This is a genomic window from Pseudomonas citronellolis (assembly GCF_900112375.1).
GTDB classification, from domain to species: domain Bacteria; phylum Pseudomonadota; class Gammaproteobacteria; order Pseudomonadales; family Pseudomonadaceae; genus Pseudomonas; species Pseudomonas citronellolis.
The window spans coordinates 1-24,762 of record NZ_FOLS01000032.1 but is presented as its reverse complement, the minus strand read 5'-3'; the positions used below and the strand labels follow the sequence as shown (position 1 = coordinate 24,762).

Below are 24,762 nucleotides of genomic sequence, written 5' to 3'. Positions count from 1 at the left end.
ACTGATGACACCGTTACGGGTTTTTCAGGCTATAGCAAAAAAAATCGTACAGGCTACGGAGTCTGTTTCAGGGTTGATGAAGATTGCTACGCAAGCCCAGGTAAATGCAGGTATAGATGACGCAAGCGTTGTCACACCTAAGAAACTTCGGGCAGGCTTTATGGCTTCTATTGGCAATAGTGGCTATGTCGCTTTTCCAACCTGGATGGGAGGACTAATTATTCAGTGGGGGACAAGTCAGTCTGATGCAAATGGCAACGGTAGTCTGAATTTTCCATTGGCATATCCTTCTGAGTTTTACGGTATATGGTATGGAGACGCGTCTGGCAGTATTTCTGGCGTGAATGCCATCGGCACACTGAGCTACTCAAAGACTGGCGTGACATTTGGTGTTCGGCAAGTCGCTTCGACAGCAGGAACACTAAGTGCATTCTTCTGGCTGTCTATAGGTAAATAAGATTAATTATTTGAGTGGTTTGGGTTGTGAGATATATAGGCCTATGCTGTTTTGCTGAGTTGGCGTGGGTGCTGAAAATAGTTCACACAGCCCATGCTTTCTCGATTGAAATTCTGAGTTAGTACGCTTGTATGTAGCGCTAATTAGCGCGACTTCATTTTCGGCCAAGACTGGCTTTCCTAGCTGATGAGAGTAATCCCAGCCCACCGCACCCGCGGCCCGGGCCAACCAAGCAACCGCCTACCGGCGGTTTTTTTATGTCTGGAGAAAACCCTATGAGCTTCTTTCACGGCGTTACCGTGACCAACGTCGACGTCGGCGCGCGCACCATCGCGCTGCCGTCGTCCTCGATCATCGGCCTGGTGGATACCTTCACCCCGGGCGCTCCGGCCACCGCCGAGCCGGACGTGCCGGTGCTGCTGACCAGCCTGCGCGAGGCGGCCGCCGCCTTCGGCGCCGGCTCGGCGATCTACAAGGCCTGCACCGCCATCTTCACCCAGGCCTCCGCCGTGGTCGTCGCGGTGGGTGTGGCCGAGGTCGAGGACCCGGCGCAACAGACCTCGGCGATCATCGGCAGCGTCACCGAGTCCGGCCAGCGCACTGGCCTGCAGGCGCTGCTCGACGGCAAGTCGCGCTTCAACGCCCAGCCGCGCCTGCTGGTGGCGCCGAAGCATTCCGCCACCGAGGCCGTGGCTACCACCATGGACGCCCTGGCGGGCAAGCTGCGCGCCATCGCCATCGTCGACGGGCCGAACAGCACCGACGAGGCGGCCATCGCCTATGCCGGCGAGTTCGGCAGCAAGCGCGTGTACATGGTCGACCCCGGCGTGCAGTACTGGGACACCGAGGCCAGCGCCAGCGCCGACGCACCGGCCTCGGCCTACGCCGCCGGGCTGTTCGCCTGGACCGACGCCGAGTACGGCTTCTGGTCTTCGCCGTCGAACAAGGTGTTCACCGGCATCACCGGCACCACCCGCCCGGTGGAGTTCCTCGACGGCGACGCGACCTGCCGCGCCAACCTGCTGAACAACGCCAACGTCACCACCATCATCCGCGACGACGGCTACCGCCTGTGGGGCAACCGCACCCTGTCCAGCGACCCGAAGTGGGCCTTCGTGACCCGCGTGCGCACCCTCGACATGGTGATGGACGCCATCCTCGCCGGGCACAAGTGGGCGGTCGACCGCGGCATCACCAAGACCTACGTCAAGGACGTCACCGAGGGCCTGCGCGCCTTCATGCGCGACCTGAAGAACCAGGGCGCGGTGATCGACTTCGAGGTCTACGCCGACGCGGAACTCAACACTGCCAGCCAGCTGGCCCAGGGCAAGGTGTACTGGAACATCCGCTTCACCGACGTGCCGCCCGCCGAAAACCCCAACTTCCGCGTGGAAGTCACCGACCAGTGGCTCACCGAAGTCCTCGACGCCTAAGGAGCAACACCCATGATTCCGCAAACCCTGAGCAACACCAACCTGTTCGTCGACGGCGTCAGCTTCGCCGGTGACGTGCCGTCGCTGACCCTGCCCAAGCTGAGCATCAAGACCCAGGACTACCAGGCCGGCGGCATGGACGCGCCCATCGCCCTGGACATGGGCCTGGAGAAGATGGAGGCGAAGTTCTCCACCAACGGCGCCCGGCGCGAGGCGCTGAACTTCTTCGGCCTGGCCGACCAGAGCGGCTTCAACGGCGTGTTCCGCGGCTCCTTCAAGAGCCAGAAGGGCGACGCCGTGCCGGTGATCGCGACCCTGCGCGGCATGCTCCAGGAAGTCGACCCGGGCGACTGGAAGGTCGGCGAGCTGGCCGAGTTCAAGTTCAACGTGGTGGTCAGCTACTACAAGCTGGAAGTCGACGGCCGCGAGGTCTTCGAGATCGACCCGCTGAACTCGGTGCGTCGCGTCAACGGCGTCGACCAGCTGGCCGCGCTGCGCGGCCACCTCGGCCTGTGAGGTGCGCGCCATGACCCAAGCACAACCGGCCTGGCTCAGCCTGGGCGCCGACGCCGCCACCGTGCGCCTGTCGCGCCCGGCGCAATGCAACGGCGTCAGCGTCGACAGCCTGACCCTGCGCGCCCCCACGGTGCGCGACATCCGCCTGGCCACCCGCGTCGGCGGCGATGCGGAGGAGCGCGAGCTGCAACTGTTCGCCTCCCTCGCCCAGGTCAGCGCCCAGGACCTGGAGGGGCTCAAGCTCAGCGACTACCAGCGGCTGCAGAACGCCTACTTTCGCCTGGTGCGCGAAGACGGCGACGAGCCCGACGCGGATGCGTGAGCTGGCGCGGCGCCTGGCCCGCGAACTGGGTTTCGGCGCCGCCGACCTCGACGGCATGAGCCAGGGCGAGCTGCTCTGGTGGCTGGGCGAGGACGCTGCCTGAGGGCGCGGGAGCGGCGTGCATGCGCCGCTCCCGCCTTTGATGGATGGAATGAGCGATGAGCGAGAAACAGAAGATCAGCATCGTGCTCGGCGGGGTGCTCGACGCCAGTTTCGGGGCGGTCGTGGCGGACGCCAAGGCGCGTGTGGAAGCGCTCCGGCGCAGCAGCGAGCGTGCCTTCGACCTCCAGGGCCTGGTCGGTGAAACCCGCGACCTGCAGGCGGAATACCTGCGCCTGCAGCGCATCGGCGACGCCCAGGCGGGCACGACCCTGCGGGCACTGGAAGGCAACCTGGCGCTGCTCAAGCGGCACGGCCTGGAGGTGGGCAACCTGTCGAAGCTGTATGAGCGCCTGGGCCGCAGTGTGCGTGGTAGCGAACTCAGGGCCCGGGGCTGGGAGCAACTGGAGAGCGCCGGCCGCCGCTTCGGCGAGCTGGGCAGGTTCGGCAGCGCCATGGGCGTGCCCATCGGTATCGCCGCGGATTATCAGGAACGCATCCGTGCCCTGGCGATCCGTGGCGGTATCGCCGGCACCGCGCAGGAACGGCAGCTGTCGCAACGGATACAGGAAAGCGCGCAAGGCAGCGGGATGAGCCGGGACGACAGCGCAAGCCTGCTCGCTGCGCTGATGGACAGCGGCATGCGGCAGCAGGATGCCCAGTCGCTCCTGCCGTTGGCGGCGAAATTCGCCCGCAGCCAGGGCGCCGGGCTCGACCACACCGCGGCGCTGCTGCGCAGCCTGCAGGTGAAGGCCGGGCTCGATACTCCCGCCGAGTTGGCGAAGACGCTGGACTCCCTGGCCTTCCTCGGCCAGCAGGGCGAGTTCGAGACGGCGGACCTGGCGCGTCACCTGCCGGAACTGTTGTCCAGGGCGCGCCCGCGAAAGGGGCAGGGCAGCAAGGCTGTCGTCCGCCTGGGGGCCATGCTGGAACTGCAGATGCGCAAGAGCGGTTCGCCCGAAGAGGCGGCCGAAAGGGTGGGCAAAGGGCTCAAGGGCCTGCTACCGGCCTCGGGCGGCGGGGAGGCGTTGCGGCGCCTGCAAGCGCAGGCCCTGAAGGCCAGTGGAGTGGTCGACAGCCTTCTCCTCCAGCGCAATGACACGACCTCGGCCCGCATCGGTGCGGCGCGGGCATCCAGCGAGACGCTGCTGGGAGCCGTCGGCGATGCGCTCGTGCCCTATGTGGACCCCGCTCTGGAGGCGGGCTCCGAGGCGTTCCGCCGTGGGACGCAACTGGTCAACGAGAACCCCGGCGTGGTGGCCTCGGCGGTGGGCCTGTTCGGTGCTTACAAAGGGGGCCGGGCGCTGTTCGATGTGGGGCGTGGCGCCGTGAACCTGGCCCGGGGCGGCCTGCTCGGCGCGCGAGCCGGGAAGCTGCCGGAGGTTGCGTTGCGCACAGGCAGCACGGTGAGTGGAGTGCCCGCCGTGCTCGACGCGGCCGGCAAGGGCGGTGCGCAACTGGCCCGCGGCGGTCGCCTGCTGCTGCGCGGTGCCGTACCGCTGAGTGCCGGGCTGGCCGTGCTGGGCGCCGTGCAGACCTATGCCAGTGACGGCTCCGCCCAAGAGAAGGGCGAAGGCTATGGCGGTGCCGCCGGCGCCCTGGTGGGAACCGCGCTGGGCGCTGCCGTGGGCTCGATAGTCCCGGTGGTGGGCACGGCCATCGGCGGTGCGCTCGGCGGCCTGCTGGGCGAGAAGCTGGGCGGCTGGGGCGGCGGCAAGCTTGGTGCCTGGCTGGGCAAGGAGAGTGCAGCGGCGAAGGCCGAGGCCGCCAGTGTGCCCGAAGCGAAGCTGCCTCCCGCCGTGCCAGCGATACCGCCGGTGCAGAACTGGCATTTCTCCCCGCAGATCACCCTGAACGTCGGCGGCGGCCTGTTCGAGCCGCGCCTGCTGGCCGAACAGTTGCTGCCGCAACTGCGCCGGCTGCTCGACGAATTCAACAGCCGCCAGCGCAACGACAGCCTGTTCGACCTGCCGAGGCTCTGAACGGCGACATGACGAATGAGGAGCCAGCATGGCTTACATGGAGCAACTACAGGCCGGCCTACGGTCCATCGGCCAGGCCATCGAGGCCGGCCGCCGCGAGCTGAAGGGCACGGTCGATCCACTGGACCAGGCCATCGGCGAGCTGCAGGACGCCAGCGGCCAGCTGGAGAAACTGCTGGGCCTGCCGCCCGGCGTGTCGGCGCAACTGCAGCGTGTGATGCGCGGCATCGACCAGGCCAATGCGCGGCTGGACAAGGTGGTGGCCGTCTATTCGAAGGCCGAGCGCGCCGTGCAGCGGGTGGACGAGCGCCTCGACGCGCTGGGCCGGCAGGCGGCGCGGGCCGGTCAGGCGATCAACCGCATCGCCGGGGCGATCAGCCCGAAGCTGGCCAACATCATCCCCAGCGAGCTGCTGGCGCCGCTGACCACGCCAGCGGCGGAAGCGGTCAAGCCGCAGCCCCACCTGCTGGTGATGCGGCCGCTGGCGCCGAACGCCACGCCCTTCTACTTCAACCTGTCCACCGCGGCCTTCGACAAGCTGGTGCGCGACACCCAGTACAGCTGGGTGCCCCAGGCCCGCCTGGACCGGCGCCCGGCCCTGCAGTCGCCGGGGCAGGGCGCGGAGACGCTGAGCCTCAGCGGCACCATTGCCACCCTGCTGGGCGCCGGCGTCGGCCAGTTGCAGAAGCTGCGCGACATCGCCGCGCGCCGCGAGCCGCTGAGCCTGAGCAGCTGGTCCGGCCAACTGCTGGGCAACTGGTGCATCACCCGCATCGGCGAGAACCAATCCAGCCTGCTGAGCGACGGCGTGCCGCGCAGCCAGGCCTTCACCCTGGAGTTCACCCGCTATGGCGACGATCTGTAGAACCGCGGACGGCGACTGCCTGGACAGCCTCTGCCAGTACCACTATGGGCACCTGCTGGGCAGCGTGGAGGCCGTCCTCGAAGCCAACCCCGGCCTGGCCGACGAGCCCCAACCGCTGCGCGCCGGGCTGCTGATCCGCCTGCCCGAGCTGCCGCCCCCCAGCGATCCCCGGGTACGCCTGTGGGACTGACCCCCGACCCCGCTCCGGCGGGGTCTTTCATTTCCGGAGGCCCGAAGTGCGCCCGACCTTCCGTCTGCTCGCCAACGGCAGCGACATCACCCACCTGCTCAGCGATCGTCTGCTCAGCCTGGTCCTGACCGACAAGCCGGGCCTGGAGTCCGATACCTTCGAGCTGGTCCTCGACGACCGCGATGGCGCCATTGCGCTGCCCGCGCGCGGCGCCTGGCTGGACCTGTTCCTCGGCTACGCCGGGGAGGAACTGGCGCCCATGGGCCGATACCGGGTGGATGCGCTCCGCTTCGACGGGCCGCCCCGCCGGCTGACCCTGAGCGGCCGTGCCGGCGACATGCACGGCGAGGGCAAAAGCACCCGCTGCGCCGCCTGGGAGAACGCCAGCCTGGCGCGGATCGTCTTCGACCTGGCCGCGCGCAACCACTGGAGCGCACGCTGCCCGGTGCAGGTGAACGTCGCCCGCGCGGAGCAGTTGAACGAATCGGACTTCAACTTCATCACCCGCCTGGCCCGCCAGCACGACTGCACTGCCAAGCTGGCCGACGGCCTGTTGCTGGTGCTGCCGCGCCAGGCCGGGGAGAGCGCCTCCGGGCGCGCCATCGCGCCGCTGGAGCTGATGCCGGGCGATGTCGGCTCCTTCGACCTGCGCCTCGACGACCGTACCGTCTACCGCCGGGTGAAGACCTGCTACCAGGACCCGGCCAGCGGCGCCATGCGCCAGGTGGCGCTGGAAAACCCGAAGGCGCCGGAGGACGTCAGCGCCGAGTTCATCGACCGCCACCCTTATCCGGATCGCGGCGCCGCTGAGCAGGCGGCCAGGGCGCGGCTGGTCGACTTCAACCGTGGCAGCGCCTTCGTGCGCCTGCAGATGCCCGGGCGCAGCGACCTGTTCGCCGAGCGCAGCGTGCGGCTGAGCGGCTTCAAGGACGGCCTGGACGGCGAGTTCCTCACCGACTCGGTGGAACAGCGCCTGGATGCCAGCGGCTGGAGCACCACCATCACCTGCAACGGCGGCGCCCAGGGCAAGGCCGATGCCGCGGGTGGCAAGGGGCGCAGCTGAAGGAGGGCAGCATGGAGATCACCGACCAACAACTGCTGCAGCTGTTTCCCCGGGCCGGCCAGGTCCTGCCCTGGCTGGCGCCGGCGATGCGTGCCCACGGGGTTGACCGAGCGCCGCGCGCCGCCGCTTTCCTCGCCCAGGTCGGCCACGAGAGCGCCGGGCTGACGCGCCTGGTGGAAAGCCTCGCCTACAGCGCCCAGGGCCTGGCGGACACCTGGCCGCGGCGCTTCCGCAACGCCGCCGGCAAGCCCACCGCACTGGCTTGCCGACTGGCCTACCAGCCCCAGGCCATCGCCAACTGCGCCTACGCCGGGCGCAACGGCAATGGCGACGAGGCTTCCGGCGATGGCTGGCGCTACCGCGGCCGTGGCCTGCTGCAGATCACCGGCCGGGCCAACTATCGGCGCGTCGGCATGGCGCTCGGCCAGGCCTTCGAGGCTCACCCGGAATCGCTCGCCGAACCGCACTGGGCCTGCGAATCGGCGGCCTGGTGGTGGGCGGACGTGGGCCTGAACGAACTGGCCGACGCCGGCCGTTTCGAGGACATCACCCGGCGCATCAACGGCGGCCTCAATGGCCTGGCCGAGCGCCAGAAACTGTGGCGACGGGCGCAGGAGGTACTGGGATGAGCCTGTACCGGAAGCTCGCCGTCGTCCTGCTCCTGATCGGCCTCGGCATTGTCGTGGGCGCCTGGCTCGCGGCCCGATACCTGCGTCCGCAACTGGAAGCCGCCCGCGTCGAGGGTGTGCTCTGTGCCCAGGGCAGTAGCGCGTTGCAGGCCCAGGTGGCCGAGCAGAACCGCCGCCTGGATGAACTGGCGCTCGCCACTCAGAGGCGTGAGATAGACGCCGCGCAGGCGCTGCGGGCGGCCCAGGTGCAGGCGGATGCCCACGAGGCAGCCGCCCAGCGACTGCTGGTGGGGCACAGCGACGGGGAGGACTGCGCCGCAGCGCGCCAGCTCATCGACCAGGAGCTGGCGCCATGAAAATCCTCTTCCTCGTTGGTCTGCCGCTGCTCGCGGCCTGCACCGCAGCGGCGCCAACCCAACGGGCCGCGCTCGAAGTGCGGGTGCCGGTCGCCATTCCCTGCCGGGCGCCGGCTGTCCCCATTCCGGTGTTCGCCACTTCCCTCCTGCAGTCTTCCGACTCGCTGCAGACCAAGGTCCGCGCACTGCTCGCCGAGCGCCAGCAGCACCTGGGCTACGAGGCCCGCCTGCGCGCCGCGCTGGAGGCCTGCCGCTAGCCGCCCGCCGGCTCCCGGCGCCGCGCGGGCCCGTGCGGCTTGCGTTGCCGGGCGGCCATCGGCTACTGTTCGGCAATCATCTGGCGAGATCGCTACCGTGATTCACCGCAACAGCATCCTCATCTCCCTCCTCAAGGCATTCGCCCGCTGGCGCTGGCGCGCCTGATTCCTTCTTTCCCGGCCCTCGCGCCGGACCCTTCCCCGCGTTCGTCCCCCATCCGCTGGCATAATGGCCAGGTCCTGCCCAGGCCGCCCCGGGTGCGCCGGCGACGCGAACCGAAAGCAGTGCAATCATTGAGGTCCGAGCAGACATGCTGCTGATGATCGATAACTACGACTCCTTCACCTACAACCTGGTGCAGTACTTCGCCGAGTTGAAGGCCGACATCCACGTCATTCGCAACGACGAGCTGAGCGTCGAGCAGATCGCCGCGCTGAACCCCGAGCGCATCGTGCTCTCCCCCGGGCCCTGCACCCCCAACGAGGCGGGTGTGTCCCTGGAGGTGATCCAGCGTTTCTCCGGCAAGCTGCCGCTGCTGGGCGTTTGCCTGGGGCACCAGTCCATCGGCCAGGCCTTCGGCGGCGACGTGGTGCGCGCGCGCCAGGTCATGCACGGCAAGACCAGCCCGGTGTTCCACACCGACCAGGGCGTGTTCGCCGGCCTGAACAACCCGCTGACGCAGACGCGCTACCACTCCCTGGTGGTCAAGCGTGAAACCCTGCCCGAGTGCCTGGAGATCACCGCCTGGACCGCCCACGACGACGGCTCCGTGGACGAGATCATGGGCCTGCGCCACAAGACGCTGAACGTCGAGGGCGTGCAGTTCCACCCCGAGTCCATACTTTCCGAGCAGGGCCACGAAATGCTGGCCAACTTCCTCAAGCAGCAGGGCGGAGTGCGCGCATGAACATCAGGGAAGCCCTCGACCGCGTGGTCAACCAGCTCGACCTTTCCACCGAGGAAATGCAGGCGGTCATGCGCGAGATCATGACCGGCCAGTGCACCGACGCGCAGATCGGCGCCTTCCTCATGGGCATGCGCATGAAGAGCGAGACCATCGACGAGATCGTCGGCGCGGTCTCGGTGATGCGTGAGCTGGCCGACGGCGTGAAGCTGCAGAGCCTGGACCGTGTGGTCGACGTGGTCGGCACCGGCGGCGACGGCGCCAACATCTTCAACGTGTCCTCGGCCTCGGCCTTCGTGGTCGCCGCCGCCGGGGGCAAGGTGGCCAAGCACGGCAACCGTGCCGTGTCCGGCAAGAGCGGCAGCGCCGACCTGCTGGAAGCCGCCGGCATCTACCTGGACCTGAAGTCCGAGCAGGTGGCCCGCTGCATCGAGAGCGTCGGCGTGGGTTTCATGTTCGCCCAGGTCCACCACAAGGCCATGCGCTACGCCGCGGGCCCGCGGCGTGAGCTGGGCCTGCGCACGCTGTTCAACATGCTCGGCCCGCTGACCAATCCGGCGGGCGTGCGCCACCAGGTGGTCGGGGTGTTCAGCCAGGCGCTGTGCCGGCCGCTGGCCGAGGTGCTCAAGCGCCTGGGCAGCGAGCACGTGCTGGTGGTGCATTCGCGCGATGGCCTGGACGAGTTCAGCCTGGCCGCCGCCACCCACGTCGCCGAACTCAAGGACGGCGAGGTGCGCGAGTACGAAGTGAAGCCGGAAGACTTCGGCATCCGCAGCCAGACGCTGATCGGCCTCACCGTGGACAGCCCGCAGCAGTCCCTGGAGCTGATCCGCGACGCCCTCGGCCGGCGCAGGACCGAGGCCGGGCAGAAGGCCGCCGAGCTGATCGTGCTCAACGCCGGCGCCGCGCTCTACGCCGCCGACCTCGCCAGCACGCTGCACGAGGGCATGCACCTGGCTCACGATGCCCTGCACACCGGCCTGGCCCGGGAAAAAATGGACGAATTGGCCGCCTTTACCGCCGTTTACCGAGAGGAGAATGCACAGTGACTGTGCCCACGGTTCTGCAGAAGATTCTGGCCCGCAAGGCCGAGGAAGTCGCCGAGCGCCGCGCGCATGTCTCCTTCGCCGAGTTGGAGCAGCGCGCCCGCGCCGCCGACGCCCCGCGCGGCTTCGCCGCGGCGCTGCTGGCGCAGGCCCAGCGCAAGCAGCCGGCGGTGATCGCCGAGGTGAAGAAGGCTTCGCCGAGCAAGGGCATCCTGCGCGAGAACTTCTCGCCCGCGGACATCGCCCGCAGCTACCAGGAAGGCGGGGCTACCTGCCTGTCGGTGCTGACCGACATCGACTACTTCATGGGCAGCGACGCCTACCTGCAGGAAGCCCGCGCCGCCTGCGCGCTGCCGGTGATCCGCAAGGACTTCATGATCGACCCCTACCAGGTGATCGAGGCCCGGGCCATCGGCGCCGACTGCATCCTGCTGATCGTCTCCGCGCTGGATGACGCGCGCATGGCCGAACTGGCCGCGGTGGCCAAGGAGCAGCAGCTCGACGTACTGGTCGAGGTGCACGACGGCGATGAGCTGGAGCGTGCGCTGAAGACACTGGACACCCCGCTGATCGGCATCAACAACCGCAACCTGCACACCTTCGAGGTGAGCCTGGACACCACCCTCGACCTGCTGCCGGAGATTCCGCGCGATCGCCTGGTGGTGACCGAGAGCGGCATTCTCAACCGTGCCGACATCGAGCTGATGGAGGTCAACGAGGTATATGCGTTCCTGGTTGGCGAGGCGTTCATGCGTGCCGACGATCCGGGGGTAGAGCTCAAGCGGCTGTTCTTCCCTGAGCGTCGTGCGGCGGTATTGGGGGCTGATCCGGACTGATTCTGGGGGCGCACAATCAGGAATTGTCGTAGTGCTGGTTACTTGGGTGGTGCGTGGGATCGGCAAAGGTGTTCAGCCTTGGCTTTCGACCCCTCTCCCTGAAGGGCGAGGGGGCTATGCGGAGCGAGCGGCGAAATTCCCGCGAACGCGGAACGTAGGGCGCATAACGCCTACGGCGTTATCCGCCGAATCGCGGACGGAGTCCGCTCCTACGGTTCCAGGGAAGCACGGGCGTAGGAGCGGACTTTGTCCGCGATTGGATGACCGGCCACGCCGGGCGTCCCGGGGGCATAGCCAATGGCGGATAACCGCGAACGGTTATCCGCCCTACGTTCCGCGTGAATGGGGGGCGATTCACAAGCGAAGCTATTTCCCATCCCGTAGGAATAGCTGGTGAGAACGCCGTTCCCCATGCAGGGAAACGGCGTTCTTTCTCAAGTGAATGGCATTACACCTTGAAGTCCGGGCTTCAGCGGGTGCCGAATACCACCATGGTCTTGCCCTTCACGTGCACCAGGCCCTGCTCCTCCAGGCTCTTCAGCACGCGGCCGACCATCTCCCGGGAGCAGCCGACGATACGGCCGATTTCCTGGCGGGTGATCTTGATCTGCATGCCGTCGGGGTGGGTCATGGCATCCGGCTGCTGGCACAGGTCCAGCAGGGTGCGGGCGACGCGCCCGGTGACGTCGAGGAAGGCCAGGTCGCCGACCTTGCGCGTGGTCTTGCGCAGGCGCTCGGCCATCTGGCTGCCGAGGGTGAGGAGGATCTCCGGATCCTGCAGGCAGAGTTCGCGGAACTTGGTGTAGCTGATCTCGGCGACCTCGCATTCACCCTTGGCGCGAACCCAGGCGCTGCGTTCCTGGGCGGCGCTGCCGTCCTTCTCGAACAGCCCCATCTCGCCGAAGAAATCGCCGCTGTTGAGGTAGCCGATGATCATTTCCCGACCGTCGTCGTCCTCGATCAGGACGGTGACCGAGCCCTTGATGATGAAGAACAGGCTTTCGCAACGATCCCCAGCGTAGATGATGGTGCTCTTTGGGGTGTAGCGGCGGCGGTGACAGTGTGCGAGCAACTTGTCGAGGTTTTTGTGTTTGGGTGTAAGGGTAATAGCTACCATGCCCGAGTCCCGAAATTATAAGAATGGCCCTGTGCACGACAGGCGCTTTTGTCGAGTTGTTATGTGTCGTCCCTGGCTGGCTTACCGTGACGTTACGACGCTCTCCCCCGAGCATCGGTGCCGCAGCTCGATGGCTGGCGGTCTTTTTTAATGGCAAGAGCTTAAACAGACGTTCTGGCGCCGACAATCAAAAGCTGGTCGGGCTGTCAATTTAACCTCGTGAGTGTGCCAGTAAAATGACGCCAGCATAATAGAACGTTAAGGTGTCAGGGCTCGAATTGAGACCTGGTCAACATCGCCGGGCATTCCAGGCCTTGTGATAAGCTGTCGCCCCCTTTTTTCCGGCGGAAGCCTTTGCATGAAAGCGAGAATCCAGTGGGCCGGCGAGGCCATGTTCCTCGGTGAATCCGGCAGCGGTCATGTGGTGGTGATGGACGGTCCGCCCGATGCCGGTGGCCGCAACCTGGGCGTGCGCCCGATGGAGATGCTGCTGCTCGGCCTGGGCGGCTGCACCAACTTCGACGTGGTCAGCATCCTGAAGAAGGGCCGCCAGCCGGTGGAGAGCTGCGAGGCCTTCCTCGAGGCCGATCGCGCCGGCGAGGACCCGAAGGTGTTCACCAGGATCCACGTGCACTTCGTGGTCAAGGGCCGTGGCCTGAAGGAAGCCCAGGTCAAGCGCGCCGTCGAGCTGTCGGCGGAGAAGTACTGCTCGGCCTCGATCATGCTCGGCCGCGCGGGCGTGGAGATCACCCACGACTACGAGATCGTCGAGCTCGGCTGACATCCTCTCGTCACGGGATCGTCATGGCGGTGGCGTAAAGGCTGGCAGAGGTCGCCCGACCTCTGCATAATGCGCCACCTTTTTTCGGGGCCAGGCCCCAAACCAAGCAACCACAATCGCCAACGCGAAGAGGTGTAAACCGTCCTACGCAGGTGCGCCGTAAGCATCTGACGGGCATGCTCAACCACGCGGCAGAGCCGCATTGAAGAGAGTTCCCCCACGGTGAAAAGCAAACTCAAGCTCCACGGGTTCAACAACCTGACGAAGACCTTGAGCTTCAACATCTATGACATCTGCTACGCCGAGACGCCGGAAGACCAGCAGGCGTACGTGCAGTACATCGACGAAGAGTACGATGCCGAGCGCCTGACGCAGATCCTAACCGATGTTGTCGACATCATCGGCGCCAACATCCTGAACATCGCCCGTCAGGACTACGACCCCCAAGGCGCCAGCGTTACCATCCTGATCTCCGAGCAGCCGGTCACCCCGACCGACAGCCAGATCGAGGAATCCCCCGGGCCGCTACCGGAAACCATCCTGGCGCACCTGGACAAGAGCCATATCACCGTGCACACCTACCCGGAGATCCATCCGGTGGAAGGCATCGCGACCTTCCGGGTGGACATCGACGTCTCCACCTGCGGGGTGATCTCGCCGCTGAAGGCGCTCAACTACCTGATCCACCAGTTCGACTCGGACATCGTCACCGTGGACTACCGCGTGCGCGGCTTCACCCGCGACGTGGAGGGCAAGAAGCACTTCATCGACCACGAGATCAACTCGATCCAGAACTACCTCTCCGACGACACGTACGAGGCCTACCAGATGACCGACGTGAACGTGTACCAGGAGAACCTGTTCCACACCAAGATGCTGCTCAAGCAGTTCGACCTGGACAACTACCTGTTCGGCGACGCCACGAGCAACCTCTCGCCGGAGCAGCGCAAGCAGGTGGAAGAGCGCGTCCGCCACGAGATGCTGGAGATCTTCTACGGTCGCAACATGCCGCACTGAGGCGGCAGGCAAGAGCGAAGCCGTGGATAGGTCTCACCTGTAGGAGCGAGCTTGCTCGCGAACCGGCCCCGTCGCGGAGTCGTTCGCGAGCAAGAACTAGGCGTCCCCCTCGATCCTACGAAGAGCTCGTCGCGCTGTTCGCCTGAAGCCTAGATGCGGTAGGTGGTCTTGGTCATCACCTTGGACAGCAGCGTCATGCCGAACTTGACCGGCGCCGGGAAGCGCAGGCCGCCGGCCTCGATGGCGTTGCTGGCGTGCTGCTCCTCGTCGATGCGCATCTGTTCGAGGATGGCGCGGCTCTTCTGATCCTCGGCCGGCAGTTGTTCCAGGTGTTCGTCGAGGTGCTTGCACACCTGGTCCTCGGTGGCGGCGACGAAGCCCAGGCTCATGCGGTCGCTGATCAGCCCCGCCGCCGCGCCGACGCCGAAGGACAGGCCATAGAACAGCGGGTTGAGCAGGCTCGGGCGGCTGCCCAGTTCGCGGATGCGCTGTTCGCACCAGGCCAGGTGGTCGACCTCCTCGTCGGCGGCTTCCTCCATGGCCTTGCGCACGTGCGGCAGCTTGGCCGTCAGCGCCTGGCCCTGGTACAGCGCCTGGGCGCAGACCTCGCCGGTGTGGTTGATGCGCATCAGCCCGGCGATGTGGCGGCTGTCGGCTTCGTCGAGCTCGGCGTCGGGCTGCACGATGGCCGGCGACGGACGTGCCGGGTGACCGCTGAAGGGCAGCAGGGTGCGCAGCGCGGCATCGGCCTGCAGCAGGAAGCGGTCGGCGGGGGAGTAGTGACGGTCGGCGGACATGGCGCACCTCCGAAAGGGAAAACAGCGGCCAGTTTAACGGATTGCCGATGACAGGTCTTGCGGCGGGGCGGCTGCATGGCCGCCCTGCGCTTGGCGGCTCAGCCCGGCGGCCAGTGCATCTGGCGCTGGCCGAGGACGTGCATGTGGATGTGGTGCACGGTCTGGCCGCCCAGGTCGTTGCAGTTCATCACCACGCGGAAGCCTTCCGCGCAGCCCTGCTCGGCGGCCAGGCGCTGGGCGGTGAGGAGGATGTGCCCGGCCAGCGGCTTGTCGGCTTCCTCCAAGTCGTTGAGGGTGGCGATATGCCGTTTCGGCACCACCAGGAAATGCACCGGCGCCTGCGGGCCGATATCGTGGAAGGCGATGACCTGGTCGTCTTCGTAGAGCTTGCGCGCCGGGATTTCCCCCGCGGCGATCTTGCAGAACAGGCAGTCCATGGGATGTCCTCCGGTACGGGGCGATGGTCCGCAGTTTAGCCGGCCGCGGCCGGGGAACCCAGCCTGGCGCGCTGGGGCTACGGGTTGGGCAACACCGAGCGGTTGGCTCGCCCGGCGATCCAGCGCACCAGCCAGCGTGGCGCCAGGCGCGGGCTCCAGGCCATCAGGCGGTTGCGCCAGCCGGGAATGATGATGGCCTTGTTGCGCCGCAGGGCCTTCACCGTGATCAGCGCCACTTCCTCGGGGCTCATCATCAGCTTGCTGCCGTCCAGGCGGGCGGCCTCCACGCTGGCATTGCGGAAGAAGGCCGTGCGCGTCGGCCCCGGGCACAGCACCGAGACCTTGACGCCGTGGCGCTTGAGCTCGGAGCGCAGCGCTTCGGACAGGTGCAGGACGTAGGCCTTGCTGGCGTAGTAGTTGCTCATCCAGGGGCCGGGCATGAAGCCGACCACCGATGCCACGTTGAGGATCTGCCCGCCGCCGCCGCGCGCCATCTGCCCGCCGATGGCGTGGCACAGGCGCGCCAGGGCGAGGACGTTGAGCTCGATCATCTCCTGCTCGCGGGACCAGTCCTGCTCGACGAAGGCGCCGCCGCTGCCGAAGCCGGCATTGTTCACCAGCAGCTCGATCTGCCGGCCGGACTGCTCCAGCTCATGCAGCAGCCCGGACAGCTGCAGCGGCTCGGACAGGTCGCAGATACGGAACAGCACGTCCACGCCGAAACGCTGGGCCAGCTCGTAGGCGATGCTTTCCAGGGCATCGCGCTGGCGCGCCACCAGGATCAGGGCCTGGCCGCGGCGCGCCAGGGCCTCGGCCAGGGCGAGGCCGATACCGCTGGAGGCGCCGGTGATCAGGGCATAGCGTGGCATCGATGGGTCTCCGGAATGGGGCGCGGATTCTAGCGCGCCCCATTGCCGTGGGCTATTGCTCCGAGGGCTCGTCGGTTTCGACGGCGGCCGCGTCCTCGTCGTCGTAGGCCTGGGGCTCGGCGGTCGCGGCCGGGTCGTAGCTCTGGTCCTGGCTGTAGGCCGCTTCCTGGGCGCGGGTGAGATAGCCCTGGTAGGCCGGGATGGCGATCGCGGCGAGGATGCCGACGATGGGCACCAGGATCGACGCCCAGGCCAGGGCCACCACGCCACGGCTGTTCGGCGGCGGTGGCGGGCCGTAGCGGTTGGCGCCGACGCTGCCCGGCACCAGCAGCATCAGCAGGGCCATGACGCTGCCCACCACGGGCACGAAGTTGAGCAGCCACAGCCAGCCGGACCAGCCGATGTCGTGCAGGCGCTGGACGCCGAAGAAGATGCTGACCACGACCATGCCGACGCAGGCGGCGATCAGCACCAGGGCGCCCAGCGTCTGGGAGGCCGCAGTGAGGGCGGCGAAGAGGATGAACAGCGGGATCATGGCGAGGATCATGCCCATGCTCCAGCCCAGGTAGCGGACGCGGCCGATGCGCCCCTGGACTGTGAAGTACTGCAGCTCGCCGTATTCCGGCAGCGCCTCGCCGACCGGTGCCTGCGGGGTAGCGTAGGGCGATTGGACAGCGTTGCTGGAGCTGGAGCTGGCAGTGGCGGCCGGCGCCGCGGCGATGGGCTGGGTCGCGGACAGCTCGGCCTGGCGCGCCAGGTACTTGTCGATGATGATGCCGCAGGCGCTGCACTCGCTGGCTTTGGCCTGCTCGTGCCCGCACTTCGGGCAGGTCATCCGCTCGGCGCTGGTCGCTTGTTCCGCGGCTTGGGTCTCGGCGCTGGGGTGGTCCTCGGTCTCCACCAGCGACAGGCTGGATACCAGGTCGGACTCCTTGCGCGCCTGGGCGCCGGCGTTGTGCAGGGCCTGCAGGTACTTGTCGGCCTCGCCCTCGGAAAGGTCGCGCTTGAGCACGACCAGTTGCCCGCTGAACAACGCCTCGATGCGCGCCAGGTCGCTCTTGAACAGGCGGGCGAGGTTCTCCTTGGCGGTTTCCAGTGGCGTTTGCGGCATCAGCGTGCCGTCGAACACGATCTTGTAGCGCGGTTCATCCATCGAGGGGCGTCCTTGTCGGTTGATTGGGCTGCAGCTTTTGGCTACAGCCTAATCGCAGGCCCTGAGGGCAACAAGCCAGCATGCGTGGATTTGCGAGCCCCGTTCAGGGGCGCAGCAGGCCGGGCAGGGCGCCGCCGCGCTGGAGCGCGTCGCGGTATTCCTGGTCCAGGCGCGCCACCAGCTCGTCCACCGACGGCAGGTCGCTGATGTTGCCCACGCCTTGGCCTGCGGACCAGACGGTCTTCCAGGCCTTGGCCTCGTCGTTGACCGGCTTGAGTTTCTCGCCGTAGTTCAGCTCGCCCTTCTCGTTCAGGCGCGCCATGTCGAAGCCGGCGGCCTCCAGGCTCTGGCGCATGAAGCTGGCCGGCACGCCGGAGACCGCGGGGGTGTGGATGATGTCGGCGGCGCGGGCTTCCAGCAGCATCTTCTTGTAGGCGGTGGAGGCGTTGCTCTCGCGGGTGGCAATGAAGCGCGTGCCGAGGTAGGCGAGGTCGGCGCCGAGGATCTGCGCCGCCAGGATCTCGTGCCCGCGGTTGATGCAGCCCGCCAGCAGCAGCGTCTTGTCGAAGAACTGGCGGATCTCCGCGACCAGTGCGAAGGGGCTCCAGGTGCCGGCATGGCCACCGGCGCCGGCGGCCACCGCGATGAGCCCGTCGACCCCGGCTTCGGCGGCCTTCTCCGCATGGCGGCGAGTGGTCACGTCATGGAACACCAGGCCGCCATAGCTGTGCACCGCGTCGACCACCTCGCGCACCGCACCCAGGCTGGTGATGACGATGGGCACGCGGTGCTCCACGCACAGCGCAAGGTCCGCCTGCAGGCGCGGGTTGCTGTGGTGGACGATGAGGTTCACGGCGTAGGGCGCCGCTTGCGGGGCGTTGGCCAGGCCGGCCTCGATCTCTTCCAGCCAGGCCTTGAAGCCGCTGCTCTCGCGCTGGTTCAGCGCCGGGAAGCTGCCGACGATGCCGCTGTGGCAGCAGGCCAGCACCAGTTGCGGGTTGGACACCAGAAACATGGGCGCCGCCACCAGGGGCAGGCGCAGACGGCGGTCGAGCAGGGCGGGCAAGGACATGGGAGGCTCCGGGCAGGACTTAGAAAGGTTTGACCACGACCAGAATGACGATGGCCAGCAGGAAAAGCACAGGGACTTCGTTGAACCAGCGGAAGAACACGTGGCCGCGGCGGTTCTCGCCACGGGCGAAACGCTTGAGCATGGCGCCGCAGGCGTGGTGGTAGCCGATCAGCAGGACCACCAGGGTCAGCTTGGCGTGCAGCCAGCCCTGGCTTAGCCAGCCCGGGGTCAGGTAGAGCATCCAGGCGCCGAGGAGGATGGTGAGGATCATCGACGGGCCCATGATGCCGCGGTACAGCTTGCGCTCCATCACCTGGAAGCGCTCGCGGCTGGCGGCGTCCTCGCTCATGGCGTGGTAGACGAACAGGCGCGGCAGGTAGAACAGGCCGGCGAACCAGCAGACCACTGCGACTATGTGCAGGGCCTTTATCCACAGATACAGCATCGATAGCTCCTCGGGTCACGGTTGCGCTGATAGTAGTGGCAGCCCCGTGCCAGCGTCATCCCCGCGAAGTCGCACGCCCCTGCCGGCGACTCGTCGCCCGCGGCGCTTCGGCCTGTTCATGCGGGGCCCGCGCTCTTATCATTGGCGGTTCTGAGTGAGCCCCTTATTGGCGGAGTGACGGACAGATGATCAAGGTCGGTATCGTAGGTGGTACGGGTTACACGGGTGTGGAGCTGCTGCGCTTGCTGGCCCAGCATCCCGAGGCGCGCGTCGAGGTGATCACCTCGCGCTCCGAGGAGGGCGTGAAGGTCGCCGAGATGTACCCGAACCTGCGAGGCCACTACGACTACCTGTCCTTCAGCGTGCCGGACGTGCAGCGCCTGGGCGCCTGCGACGTGGTGTTCTTCGCCACCCCGCACGGCGTGGCCCATGCCCTGGCCGGCGAGCTGCTGGCCACCGGCACCCGCGTCATCGACCTGTCCGCCGACTTCCGCCTGCAGGATGCCGAGGAATGGGCCAAGTGGTACGGCCAGCCCCACGGCGCGCCGCAACTGCTGCCCGCAGCCGTCTACGGCCTGCCGGAAGTGAACCGCGAGGCGATCAAATCGGCGCGCCTGATCGCCGTGCCCGGCTGCTACCCGACCGCCGCCCAGCTGGGCTTCATCCCGCTGCTGGAAGCCGGCCTGGTCGATACCTCGCGGCTGATCGCCGACTGCAAGTCCGGCGTCAGCGGTGCCGGCCGCGGCGCCAAGGTCGGTTCGCTGTTCTGCGAGGCCGGCGAGAGCATGATGGCCTACTCGGTCAAGGGCCACCGCCACCTGCCGGAAATCAGCCAGGGCCTGCGCCGCGCCGCCAAGGGCGATGTCGGCCTGACCTTCGTTCCGCACCTGACGCCGATGATCCGCGGCATCCACGCCACCCTCTACGCCCAGGTGGCCGATCGCGGCGTGGACCTGCAGAAGCTGTTCGAGGAGCGTTACGCCAACGAACCCTTCGTCGACGTGATGCCGGCCGGCAGCCACCCGGAGACCCGTAGCGTGCGCGGCGCCAACGTCTGCCGCATCGCCGTGCACCGTCCGCAGGGCGGCGACCTGGTGGTGGTGCTGTCGGTGATCGACAACCTGGTCAAGGGCGCTTCCGGCCAGGCGATCCAGAACATGAACATCCTCTTCGGCCTGGACGAGCGCCTCGGCCTGTCCAACGTGGCCCTGCTGCCCTGAGGTTGGCCCCGGGCTCCCGCTGCGGGAGCCCGTCCCGAAGGATGTTCGACGAAGGATTGACCTGGCTTAGTTGACCATTTTTCTCGGGTAAGCGGATAATAGCCCGCAATGTTGTAACGTACGGCTTCGGCCGGGAGACATCTGACATGACCATCGAGACCTTCACCCCCACCCCGCTGATCTTCTCCAACGGGGCCGCGCACAAGGTGAAGACGCTGATCGACGAAGAAGGCAATCCGCGTCTGAAACTGCGCGTCTTCGTCACCGGCGGCGGCTGCTCGGGCTTCCAGTACGGCTTCACCTTCGACGAGGACACCGCGGACGACGACACCGTGGTGGAACGCGATGGTGTCAGCCTGGTGGTCGACCCGATGAGCTTCCAGTACCTCGCCGGCGCCGAGGTGGACTACCAGGAAGGCCTGGAAGGTTCGCGCTTCGTGATCAAGAACCCGAACGCCGCCACCACCTGCGGGTGCGGACAGTCGTTCTCGATCTGAGTCGGCCGTAATGACGAAACGCCGCGCATCTGCGCGGCGTTTTCGTTTGTTCAGGCGGGGTAGAGGGCGCCGAGTATCCGTGGCCCGGCCGCGCCTGTGACTTCCGGGCGGTTGCCGGGCAGGCGCTGGAGGAAACGGTGCGCCAGCCAGGCGAAGGCCATGGCCTCCATCCATTCCGGCGCCACGCCATATTCCGCAGTACTGGCCACCTTCGCCCTGGGCAGGTGCGCCGCCAGGCGCGCCATGAATGCGCCATTGAAGGCGCCGCCGCCGCATACCAGTACTTCTTCGCAGCCCGGCTGTGCGTGCAGCAGGGATTCGGCGATGCTGCGGGCGCTGAGCTCCAGCAGGGTGGCCTGCACGTCCTCGGCGGGCAGGACGGGGCCTTCGGCCAGCTTCGCCTTCAGCCAGGGCAGGTTGAAACGTTCGCGCCCGGTGCTCTTCGGTCCGCGGGTGGCGAAGAAGTCATCGGCGAGGAAGCGCTGCAGCAGTTCGTCATTCACCTGGCCGCTGGCCGCCCAGGCGCCGTCGCGGTCATAGGATTCGCCGCGCTGGTCGTGGATCCAACTGTCCAGCAGCACGTTGCCCGGTCCGCAGTCGAAGCCGCGTACCGGCTCGCCCGGGGCGAGCAGCGAGATGTTGCTGAAGCCGCCGACGTTCAATACGGCTCGCAGCTTTTCGTTGCCGAACAGCGCCTGGTGGAAGGCCGGGACCAGCGGCGCGCCCTGGCCACCTGCGGCCAGGTCGCGGCGGCGGAAGTCGGCCACCACGTCGATGCCGGTCAGCTCGGCGAGCAGGGCGGGATTGTCGATCTGCACGGTGAAGCCGCGCTGCGGCTCGTGGCGCACGGTCTGACCGTGGCTGCCGATGGCGCGGATGGCTTGCGGCGGCAGTTGCTGGCGCTGCAGCAGTTCCAGGATGCCCTGGGCGGCGAGCCGTACCCAGGCATTCTCGGCGCAGGCACCGCGGGCGATCTCGTCGGGGCCGCTGGCGCACAGGGCCAGGAGTTCGGCGCGCAGGTCCGCGGGCATGGGCAGGTAGTGGGAAGCGAGCAGGGTGGTGGAATCCTCACCCTGCTCGACCAGGGCGATGTCCAGGCCATCGAGGCTGGTGCCGGACATCACTCCCAGGTAGAGCGCCATGGCTCAGCGCTGCTGCTCTTGTTGCTTGTTCATGGCCAGGGAGGTGGGCTTCTCCTGGTCCATGCGCGCCATCAGCGGCTGGGTCTGGGCCAGGAAACGCTTGCGGTCCGGGCCGGCCAGCGGGTCGGCCATCGGCAGCTTGGCGCTCAGCGGGTCGACGTACTGGCCGTTGACATGGAACTCGTAGTGCAGGTGCGGGCCGGTGGCCAGGCCGGTCATGCCGACGTAGCCGATGATCTGCCCCTGCTTGACCGCGACGCCGCTGCGGATGCCCTTGGCGAAGCGGCTCATGTGGCCGTAGACGGTCTGGTAGGTCGAGCCGTGCTGGATGACCACCGCGTTGCCGTAGCCGCCCTTGCGCCCGGCCTCGAGCACCTTGCCGTCGCCGGTGGCCTTGATCGGCGTGCCGATGGGCGCGGCGTAGTCGACGCCCTTGTGCGCGCGGATTTTGTTCAGGATCGGGTGCAGGCGCCCCATGGAGAAGCGCGAGCTGATGCGGGCGAAGTCCACCGGGGTGCGGATGAACGCCTTGCGCATGCTGGTGCCGTCGGCGCGGTAGTAGCTGGTGTTGCCGGTCTTGTTGGTGAAGCGCACCGCGGTGTATTCCTTGCCGCGGTTGATGAAGCGCGCGGCGAGGATGTTGCCGGTGTCCACCTGGCGGCCGTTGACCACCTTCTTCTCGTAGATCACGTCGAACTGGTCGCCTTCGCGCAGGTCGAGGGCGAAGTCGATGTCGTAGCCGAAGATGTTCGCCAGGGCCATGATCAGGTCATGGGACAGGCCGGCTTCCTTGCCCGCGGTGAACAGCGAGCTGTCGATGCGGCCATGGGCGTAGGCGGTGTGCACATCCGGCTTGACCAGGTCGCGCTTGAACGCATAGCCCTTGGCGGACTTGTTCAGGCTGATGGTCTCCAGGTCGCTCTGCTTGATGCGTAGGCTCTGCAGCTCGCCTTGCGGGCTGATCAGGAACTCGACTTCGTGGCCGACGTCCAGGCGGGTGAACTGCTTGGCGTCCTTGCTGCTGGCCAGCACGTCGTGCACCAGGCCGGCCGGCAGGCCAGCCTTGGCGAAGACGGTGGAAAGGGTGTCGCCCTTGCCCACGGTCACGCGTTTCCACGCCGGTTCGGCGGGCGTGGCGGGTTGGGTGTCGTTGGAAGCCTTGAGTGCTTTCTTTTCTTCTTCCGCGTCTTTTCCGGCGCGGTTGTCGTCGTTCTGCCCTTCGATCCGTGCGAAGGGAGAATCGCTGTTCTCGGTGACCTGCGGGCTTCGCAGGTCGTCCTTTTCCTGAATGATGCGGTCGGAACCGCCGTCCAGCTCCAGATTGAGCGTGGTCTTCTTCGCCTCGACTTCACTCGAGGGGAACACCAGCAGAGCCAGGCTGAGGAGCGCTGCTACACCGCTTGCGGCCAGCAGATGGCTCTTCGGATAGTAGGGCGCTTTCTGATTCGATTGCGTCATGGCATGAGTGGTGTTTTTGGAATGTGAAATAACTGCCTAAAATATAACCAAATTCCCCTCGAAGCAAGTCTATCGCCCAGGGTTTGACGCCATTTCCCCGTACGCCGGGCAAAACTTGTTTTTAGTGCCCGATCTTGTATGGTTGGTTCCCTTTTGATTGCCGGAAAAACGGAACGGGAACTGTGATGAAGTCGGTCGAAGAGCAGCTGGCGCTGATCAAGCGTGGTGCGGATGAACTTCTGGTGGAGGCTGAGCTGGTCGAGAAGCTCAAGCGCGGCCAGCCACTGCGGATCAAGGCGGGTTTCGACCCGACCGCGCCGGACCTGCACCTCGGGCATACCGTCCTCATTAATAAGCTGCGTCAGTTCCAGGACCTCGGTCATCAGGTGATCTTCCTCATCGGGGACTTCACCGGGATGATCGGCGACCCCAGCGGCAAGAGCGCCACCCGTCCGCCGCTGACCCGCGAGCAGGTGCTGGAGAACGCCGAGACATACAAATCCCAGGTCTTCAAGATCCTCGACCCGGCCAGGACCGAGGTGGCATTCAACTCCACCTGGATGGACAAGCTGACTCCGGCCGATTTCATTCGTCTCGCCTCCCAGTACACCGTCGCCCGTATGCTCGAGCGCGATGACTTCAGCAAACGCTATGCCAGCAATCAGTCCATCGCCATCCACGAGTTCCTCTATCCGCTGGTGCAGGGCTACGACTCGGTGGCGCTGCGCGCCGACGTGGAGCTGGGCGGTACCGACCAGAAGTTCAACCTGCTCATGGGGCGCGAGCTGCAGCGCGCCTATGACCAGGAGCCGCAGTGCATCCTGACCATGCCGCTGCTGGAAGGCCTGGATGGCGTGAAGAAGATGTCCAAGTCCCTGGGCAACTACATCGGCATTCAGGAAGCGCCGGGTGTCATGTACAGCAAGCTCGTTTCCATTCCGGACACTTTGATGTGGCGTTACTTCGAGCTGCTCAGCTTCCGCTCGATGGACGAGATCAATGCCCTGCGCAAGGATGTCGAGGCTGGTGCCAACCCGCGTGACGTCAAGATCAAGCTGGCGGAAGAGATCGTCGCCCGCTTCCATGGCGAAGAAGCCGCCGCCAATGCCCACAAGTCCGCAGGCAATCGCCTGAAGGAAGGCGAACTGCCGGAAGACATCCCGGAAGTGGAAGTGGCCGCCACCGAGGACCTTCCCATCGGCGCCGTGCTGAACCGTGCCGGTCTGGTGAAGAACTCCGCCGTGGCTCGCGACCTGCTGGGCGCTGGTGGCGTGCGTATCGATGGCCATGCCGTGGATCGCAGCTTCGTCTTCAAGGTCGGTGCTACTCATATAGTGCAGGCCGGCAAGAAGGCGTTCGCGAAGGTCACTTTGCTGGCCGAGTGAAAACTTTCAGAAAAGTGTTGACGGGCATTCTGAAGTCCCTATAATGCGCACCACTCCCAGCGACGAAGCGCTGAAAGAGCTTGAAAATCAAGCACTTAAGCGGGTTAGAAGTTGAGAGTGGTGATCAGGCCGGTGATTCACTCGCCGCCTTTGGGTTCGACAGCTGCTCCGGCAGCGAGCCAAAAGGAAGATCGCCGAGGTGCTTGACAGCGAGTTTGATCGCTGTAGAATGCGCCTCCCGCTGACGAGAAGCTCCGGCCGATCGACAGCGCAAGCGGTTGAGTAGGAACGAAAAATTCTGAAAATAACGCTTGACGAAATAAGAGGTTGGCGTAGAATGCGCGGCCTCGGTTGAGACGAAAGAATCAACCAACTGCTCTTTAACAAGTTGAATCAAGCAATTCGTGTGGGTGCTT

The 24,762-nt window shown here is 66.5% G+C and carries 28 protein-coding genes and 1 pseudogene; 19 read left to right on the top strand and 10 right to left on the bottom strand.

Annotated features, from left to right (window positions below; all coding sequences use genetic code 11):
- The first annotated feature begins 4 nt into the window (after positions 1-4).
- The 14 genes from BM060_RS33780 to trpC all read left to right on the top strand — a co-directional run bounded on the left by BM060_RS33780 (position 5) and on the right by trpC (position 10,956).
- Positions 5-457 carry a gp53-like domain-containing protein gene (locus BM060_RS33780; protein WP_371857772.1) on the top strand — a complete coding sequence of 151 codons (453 nt, stop codon included), beginning with the start codon at positions 5-7 and terminating at the stop codon, positions 455-457.
- A 275-nt stretch (positions 458-732) separates the two neighbouring features.
- On the top strand, positions 733-1,890 hold the full coding sequence (locus tag BM060_RS25450) for a phage tail sheath subtilisin-like domain-containing protein (RefSeq protein WP_074984300.1): 1,158 nt from the start codon (positions 733-735) through the stop codon (positions 1,888-1,890).
- A gap of 12 nt (positions 1,891-1,902) precedes the next feature.
- Positions 1,903-2,406 carry a phage major tail tube protein gene (locus BM060_RS25445; protein WP_074984297.1) on the top strand — a complete coding sequence of 168 codons (504 nt, stop codon included), beginning with the start codon at positions 1,903-1,905 and terminating at the stop codon, positions 2,404-2,406.
- 10 nt (positions 2,407-2,416) lie between these two features.
- Positions 2,417-2,728 (top strand): phage tail assembly protein, encoded by a 312-nt coding sequence (locus tag BM060_RS25440; protein WP_061560581.1) that lies wholly within the window; start codon positions 2,417-2,419, stop codon positions 2,726-2,728.
- A 158-nt stretch (positions 2,729-2,886) separates the two neighbouring features.
- Entirely contained in the window at positions 2,887-4,809 is a 1,923-nt protein-coding gene (locus tag BM060_RS25435; RefSeq protein WP_074984295.1) for a phage tail tape measure protein, read from the top strand.
- A gap of 28 nt (positions 4,810-4,837) precedes the next feature.
- The gene (locus BM060_RS25430) at positions 4,838-5,674 is read left to right on the top strand and encodes a phage tail protein (RefSeq protein WP_058487607.1); all 837 of its coding nucleotides are present in this window, start codon (positions 4,838-4,840) and stop codon (positions 5,672-5,674) included.
- Positions 5,658-5,864, top strand: coding sequence for a tail protein X (locus BM060_RS25425; protein ID WP_009615647.1), 207 nt, complete (start codon positions 5,658-5,660; stop codon positions 5,862-5,864). The genes BM060_RS25430 and BM060_RS25425 overlap by 17 nt, the downstream gene beginning before the upstream one ends.
- A gap of 46 nt (positions 5,865-5,910) precedes the next feature.
- Entirely contained in the window at positions 5,911-6,927 is a 1,017-nt protein-coding gene (locus BM060_RS25420) for a phage late control D family protein (protein WP_074984293.1), read from the top strand.
- A gap of 11 nt (positions 6,928-6,938) precedes the next feature.
- Positions 6,939-7,556: a glycoside hydrolase family 19 protein gene (locus tag BM060_RS25415; RefSeq protein WP_074984290.1), complete on the top strand. Its 618-nt coding sequence runs from the start codon at positions 6,939-6,941 to the stop codon at positions 7,554-7,556.
- Positions 7,553-7,912: a hypothetical protein gene (locus BM060_RS25410; protein WP_074984288.1), complete on the top strand. Its 360-nt coding sequence runs from the start codon at positions 7,553-7,555 to the stop codon at positions 7,910-7,912. Before BM060_RS25415 ends, BM060_RS25410 begins: the two co-directional genes overlap by 4 nt.
- Positions 7,909-8,169 carry a hypothetical protein gene (locus BM060_RS25405; RefSeq protein ID WP_074984286.1) on the top strand — a complete coding sequence of 87 codons (261 nt, stop codon included), beginning with the start codon at positions 7,909-7,911 and terminating at the stop codon, positions 8,167-8,169. Before BM060_RS25410 ends, BM060_RS25405 begins: the two co-directional genes overlap by 4 nt.
- 311 nt (positions 8,170-8,480) lie before the next feature.
- Positions 8,481-9,077, top strand: a complete 597-nt coding sequence (locus BM060_RS25400; protein ID WP_074984283.1) for an aminodeoxychorismate/anthranilate synthase component II — start codon at positions 8,481-8,483, stop codon at positions 9,075-9,077.
- A complete protein-coding gene (gene trpD, locus BM060_RS25395; RefSeq protein ID WP_074984281.1) occupies positions 9,074-10,123 on the top strand; it encodes an anthranilate phosphoribosyltransferase in 1,050 nt (349 codons plus the stop codon). The genes BM060_RS25400 and trpD overlap by 4 nt, the downstream gene beginning before the upstream one ends.
- On the top strand, positions 10,120-10,956 hold the full coding sequence (gene trpC, locus BM060_RS25390) for an indole-3-glycerol phosphate synthase TrpC (protein WP_074984278.1): 837 nt from the start codon (positions 10,120-10,122) through the stop codon (positions 10,954-10,956). Before trpD ends, trpC begins: the two co-directional genes overlap by 4 nt.
- A 469-nt stretch (positions 10,957-11,425) precedes the next feature.
- Here the strand turns inward: trpC and crp are convergent, their stop codons facing one another.
- Positions 11,426-12,073 (bottom strand): cAMP-activated global transcriptional regulator CRP, encoded by a 648-nt coding sequence (gene crp, locus BM060_RS25385; protein ID WP_043269230.1) that lies wholly within the window; start codon positions 12,071-12,073, stop codon positions 11,426-11,428.
- Positions 12,074-12,431: 358 nt separating this feature from the next.
- On the opposite strand from crp, the gene BM060_RS25380 reads away from it, so the two are divergent.
- Together BM060_RS25380 and speD are read left to right on the top strand one after the other, a co-directional pair.
- Positions 12,432-12,854 carry an OsmC family protein gene (locus tag BM060_RS25380; RefSeq protein WP_009615662.1) on the top strand — a complete coding sequence of 141 codons (423 nt, stop codon included), beginning with the start codon at positions 12,432-12,434 and terminating at the stop codon, positions 12,852-12,854.
- 222 nt (positions 12,855-13,076) lie between these two features.
- Entirely contained in the window at positions 13,077-13,871 is a 795-nt protein-coding gene (gene speD / locus BM060_RS25375; protein WP_009615665.1) for an adenosylmethionine decarboxylase, read from the top strand.
- Between the two features lie 149 nt (positions 13,872-14,020).
- Here the strand turns inward: speD and coq7 are convergent, their stop codons facing one another.
- From coq7 to hemJ, 6 genes are all read right to left on the bottom strand, one after another.
- Positions 14,021-14,668 carry a 2-polyprenyl-3-methyl-6-methoxy-1,4-benzoquinone monooxygenase gene (coq7, locus tag BM060_RS25370; protein WP_058073245.1) on the bottom strand — a complete coding sequence of 216 codons (648 nt, stop codon included), beginning with the start codon at positions 14,666-14,668 and terminating at the stop codon, positions 14,021-14,023.
- A 98-nt stretch (positions 14,669-14,766) separates the two neighbouring features.
- A complete protein-coding gene (locus BM060_RS25365) occupies positions 14,767-15,105 on the bottom strand; it encodes a histidine triad nucleotide-binding protein (protein WP_009615667.1) in 339 nt (112 codons plus the stop codon).
- Positions 15,106-15,182: 77 nt separating this feature from the next.
- Positions 15,183-15,974 (bottom strand): SDR family NAD(P)-dependent oxidoreductase, encoded by a 792-nt coding sequence (locus BM060_RS25360; protein ID WP_074984275.1) that lies wholly within the window; start codon positions 15,972-15,974, stop codon positions 15,183-15,185.
- A gap of 52 nt (positions 15,975-16,026) precedes the next feature.
- On the bottom strand, positions 16,027-17,127 hold the full coding sequence (locus tag BM060_RS25355) for a DUF805 domain-containing protein (protein WP_074984273.1): 1,101 nt from the start codon (positions 17,125-17,127) through the stop codon (positions 16,027-16,029).
- Between the two features lie 103 nt (positions 17,128-17,230).
- On the bottom strand, positions 17,231-18,199 hold the full coding sequence (locus tag BM060_RS25350) for an NAD(P)H-dependent flavin oxidoreductase (protein ID WP_043269222.1): 969 nt from the start codon (positions 18,197-18,199) through the stop codon (positions 17,231-17,233).
- Between the two features lie 19 nt (positions 18,200-18,218).
- Positions 18,219-18,641 (bottom strand): protoporphyrinogen oxidase HemJ, encoded by a 423-nt coding sequence (gene hemJ, locus BM060_RS25345; RefSeq protein WP_174672427.1) that lies wholly within the window; start codon positions 18,639-18,641, stop codon positions 18,219-18,221.
- 188 nt (positions 18,642-18,829) lie between these two features.
- Between hemJ and argC the strand changes: the two genes are divergently transcribed.
- Both argC and erpA read left to right on the top strand, forming a co-directional pair.
- Positions 18,830-19,864 carry an N-acetyl-gamma-glutamyl-phosphate reductase gene (gene argC / locus BM060_RS25340; protein WP_074984268.1) on the top strand — a complete coding sequence of 345 codons (1,035 nt, stop codon included), beginning with the start codon at positions 18,830-18,832 and terminating at the stop codon, positions 19,862-19,864.
- Positions 19,865-20,010: 146 nt separating this feature from the next.
- A complete protein-coding gene (erpA, locus tag BM060_RS25335; protein ID WP_009615673.1) occupies positions 20,011-20,361 on the top strand; it encodes an iron-sulfur cluster insertion protein ErpA in 351 nt (116 codons plus the stop codon).
- A 50-nt stretch (positions 20,362-20,411) separates the two neighbouring features.
- Here the strand turns inward: erpA and BM060_RS25330 are convergent, their stop codons facing one another.
- Both BM060_RS25330 and BM060_RS25325 read right to left on the bottom strand, forming a co-directional pair.
- Entirely contained in the window at positions 20,412-21,503 is a 1,092-nt protein-coding gene (locus BM060_RS25330) for an anhydro-N-acetylmuramic acid kinase (RefSeq protein WP_074984265.1), read from the bottom strand.
- 3 nt (positions 21,504-21,506) lie between these two features.
- Positions 21,507-22,961 carry a peptidoglycan DD-metalloendopeptidase family protein gene (locus BM060_RS25325; RefSeq protein WP_074984263.1) on the bottom strand — a complete coding sequence of 485 codons (1,455 nt, stop codon included), beginning with the start codon at positions 22,959-22,961 and terminating at the stop codon, positions 21,507-21,509.
- 185 nt (positions 22,962-23,146) lie between these two features.
- On the opposite strand from BM060_RS25325, the gene tyrS reads away from it, so the two are divergent.
- Complete coding sequence (tyrS, locus tag BM060_RS25320) at positions 23,147-24,346, top strand: tyrosine--tRNA ligase (RefSeq protein WP_074984260.1); 1,200 nt, start codon at positions 23,147-23,149, stop codon at positions 24,344-24,346.
- 124 nt (positions 24,347-24,470) lie between these two features.
- Here tyrS and BM060_RS33050 read toward each other — a convergent pair.
- Positions 24,471-24,762 (bottom strand): annotated as a pseudogene (locus tag BM060_RS33050) (hypothetical protein); the annotation flags it as partial.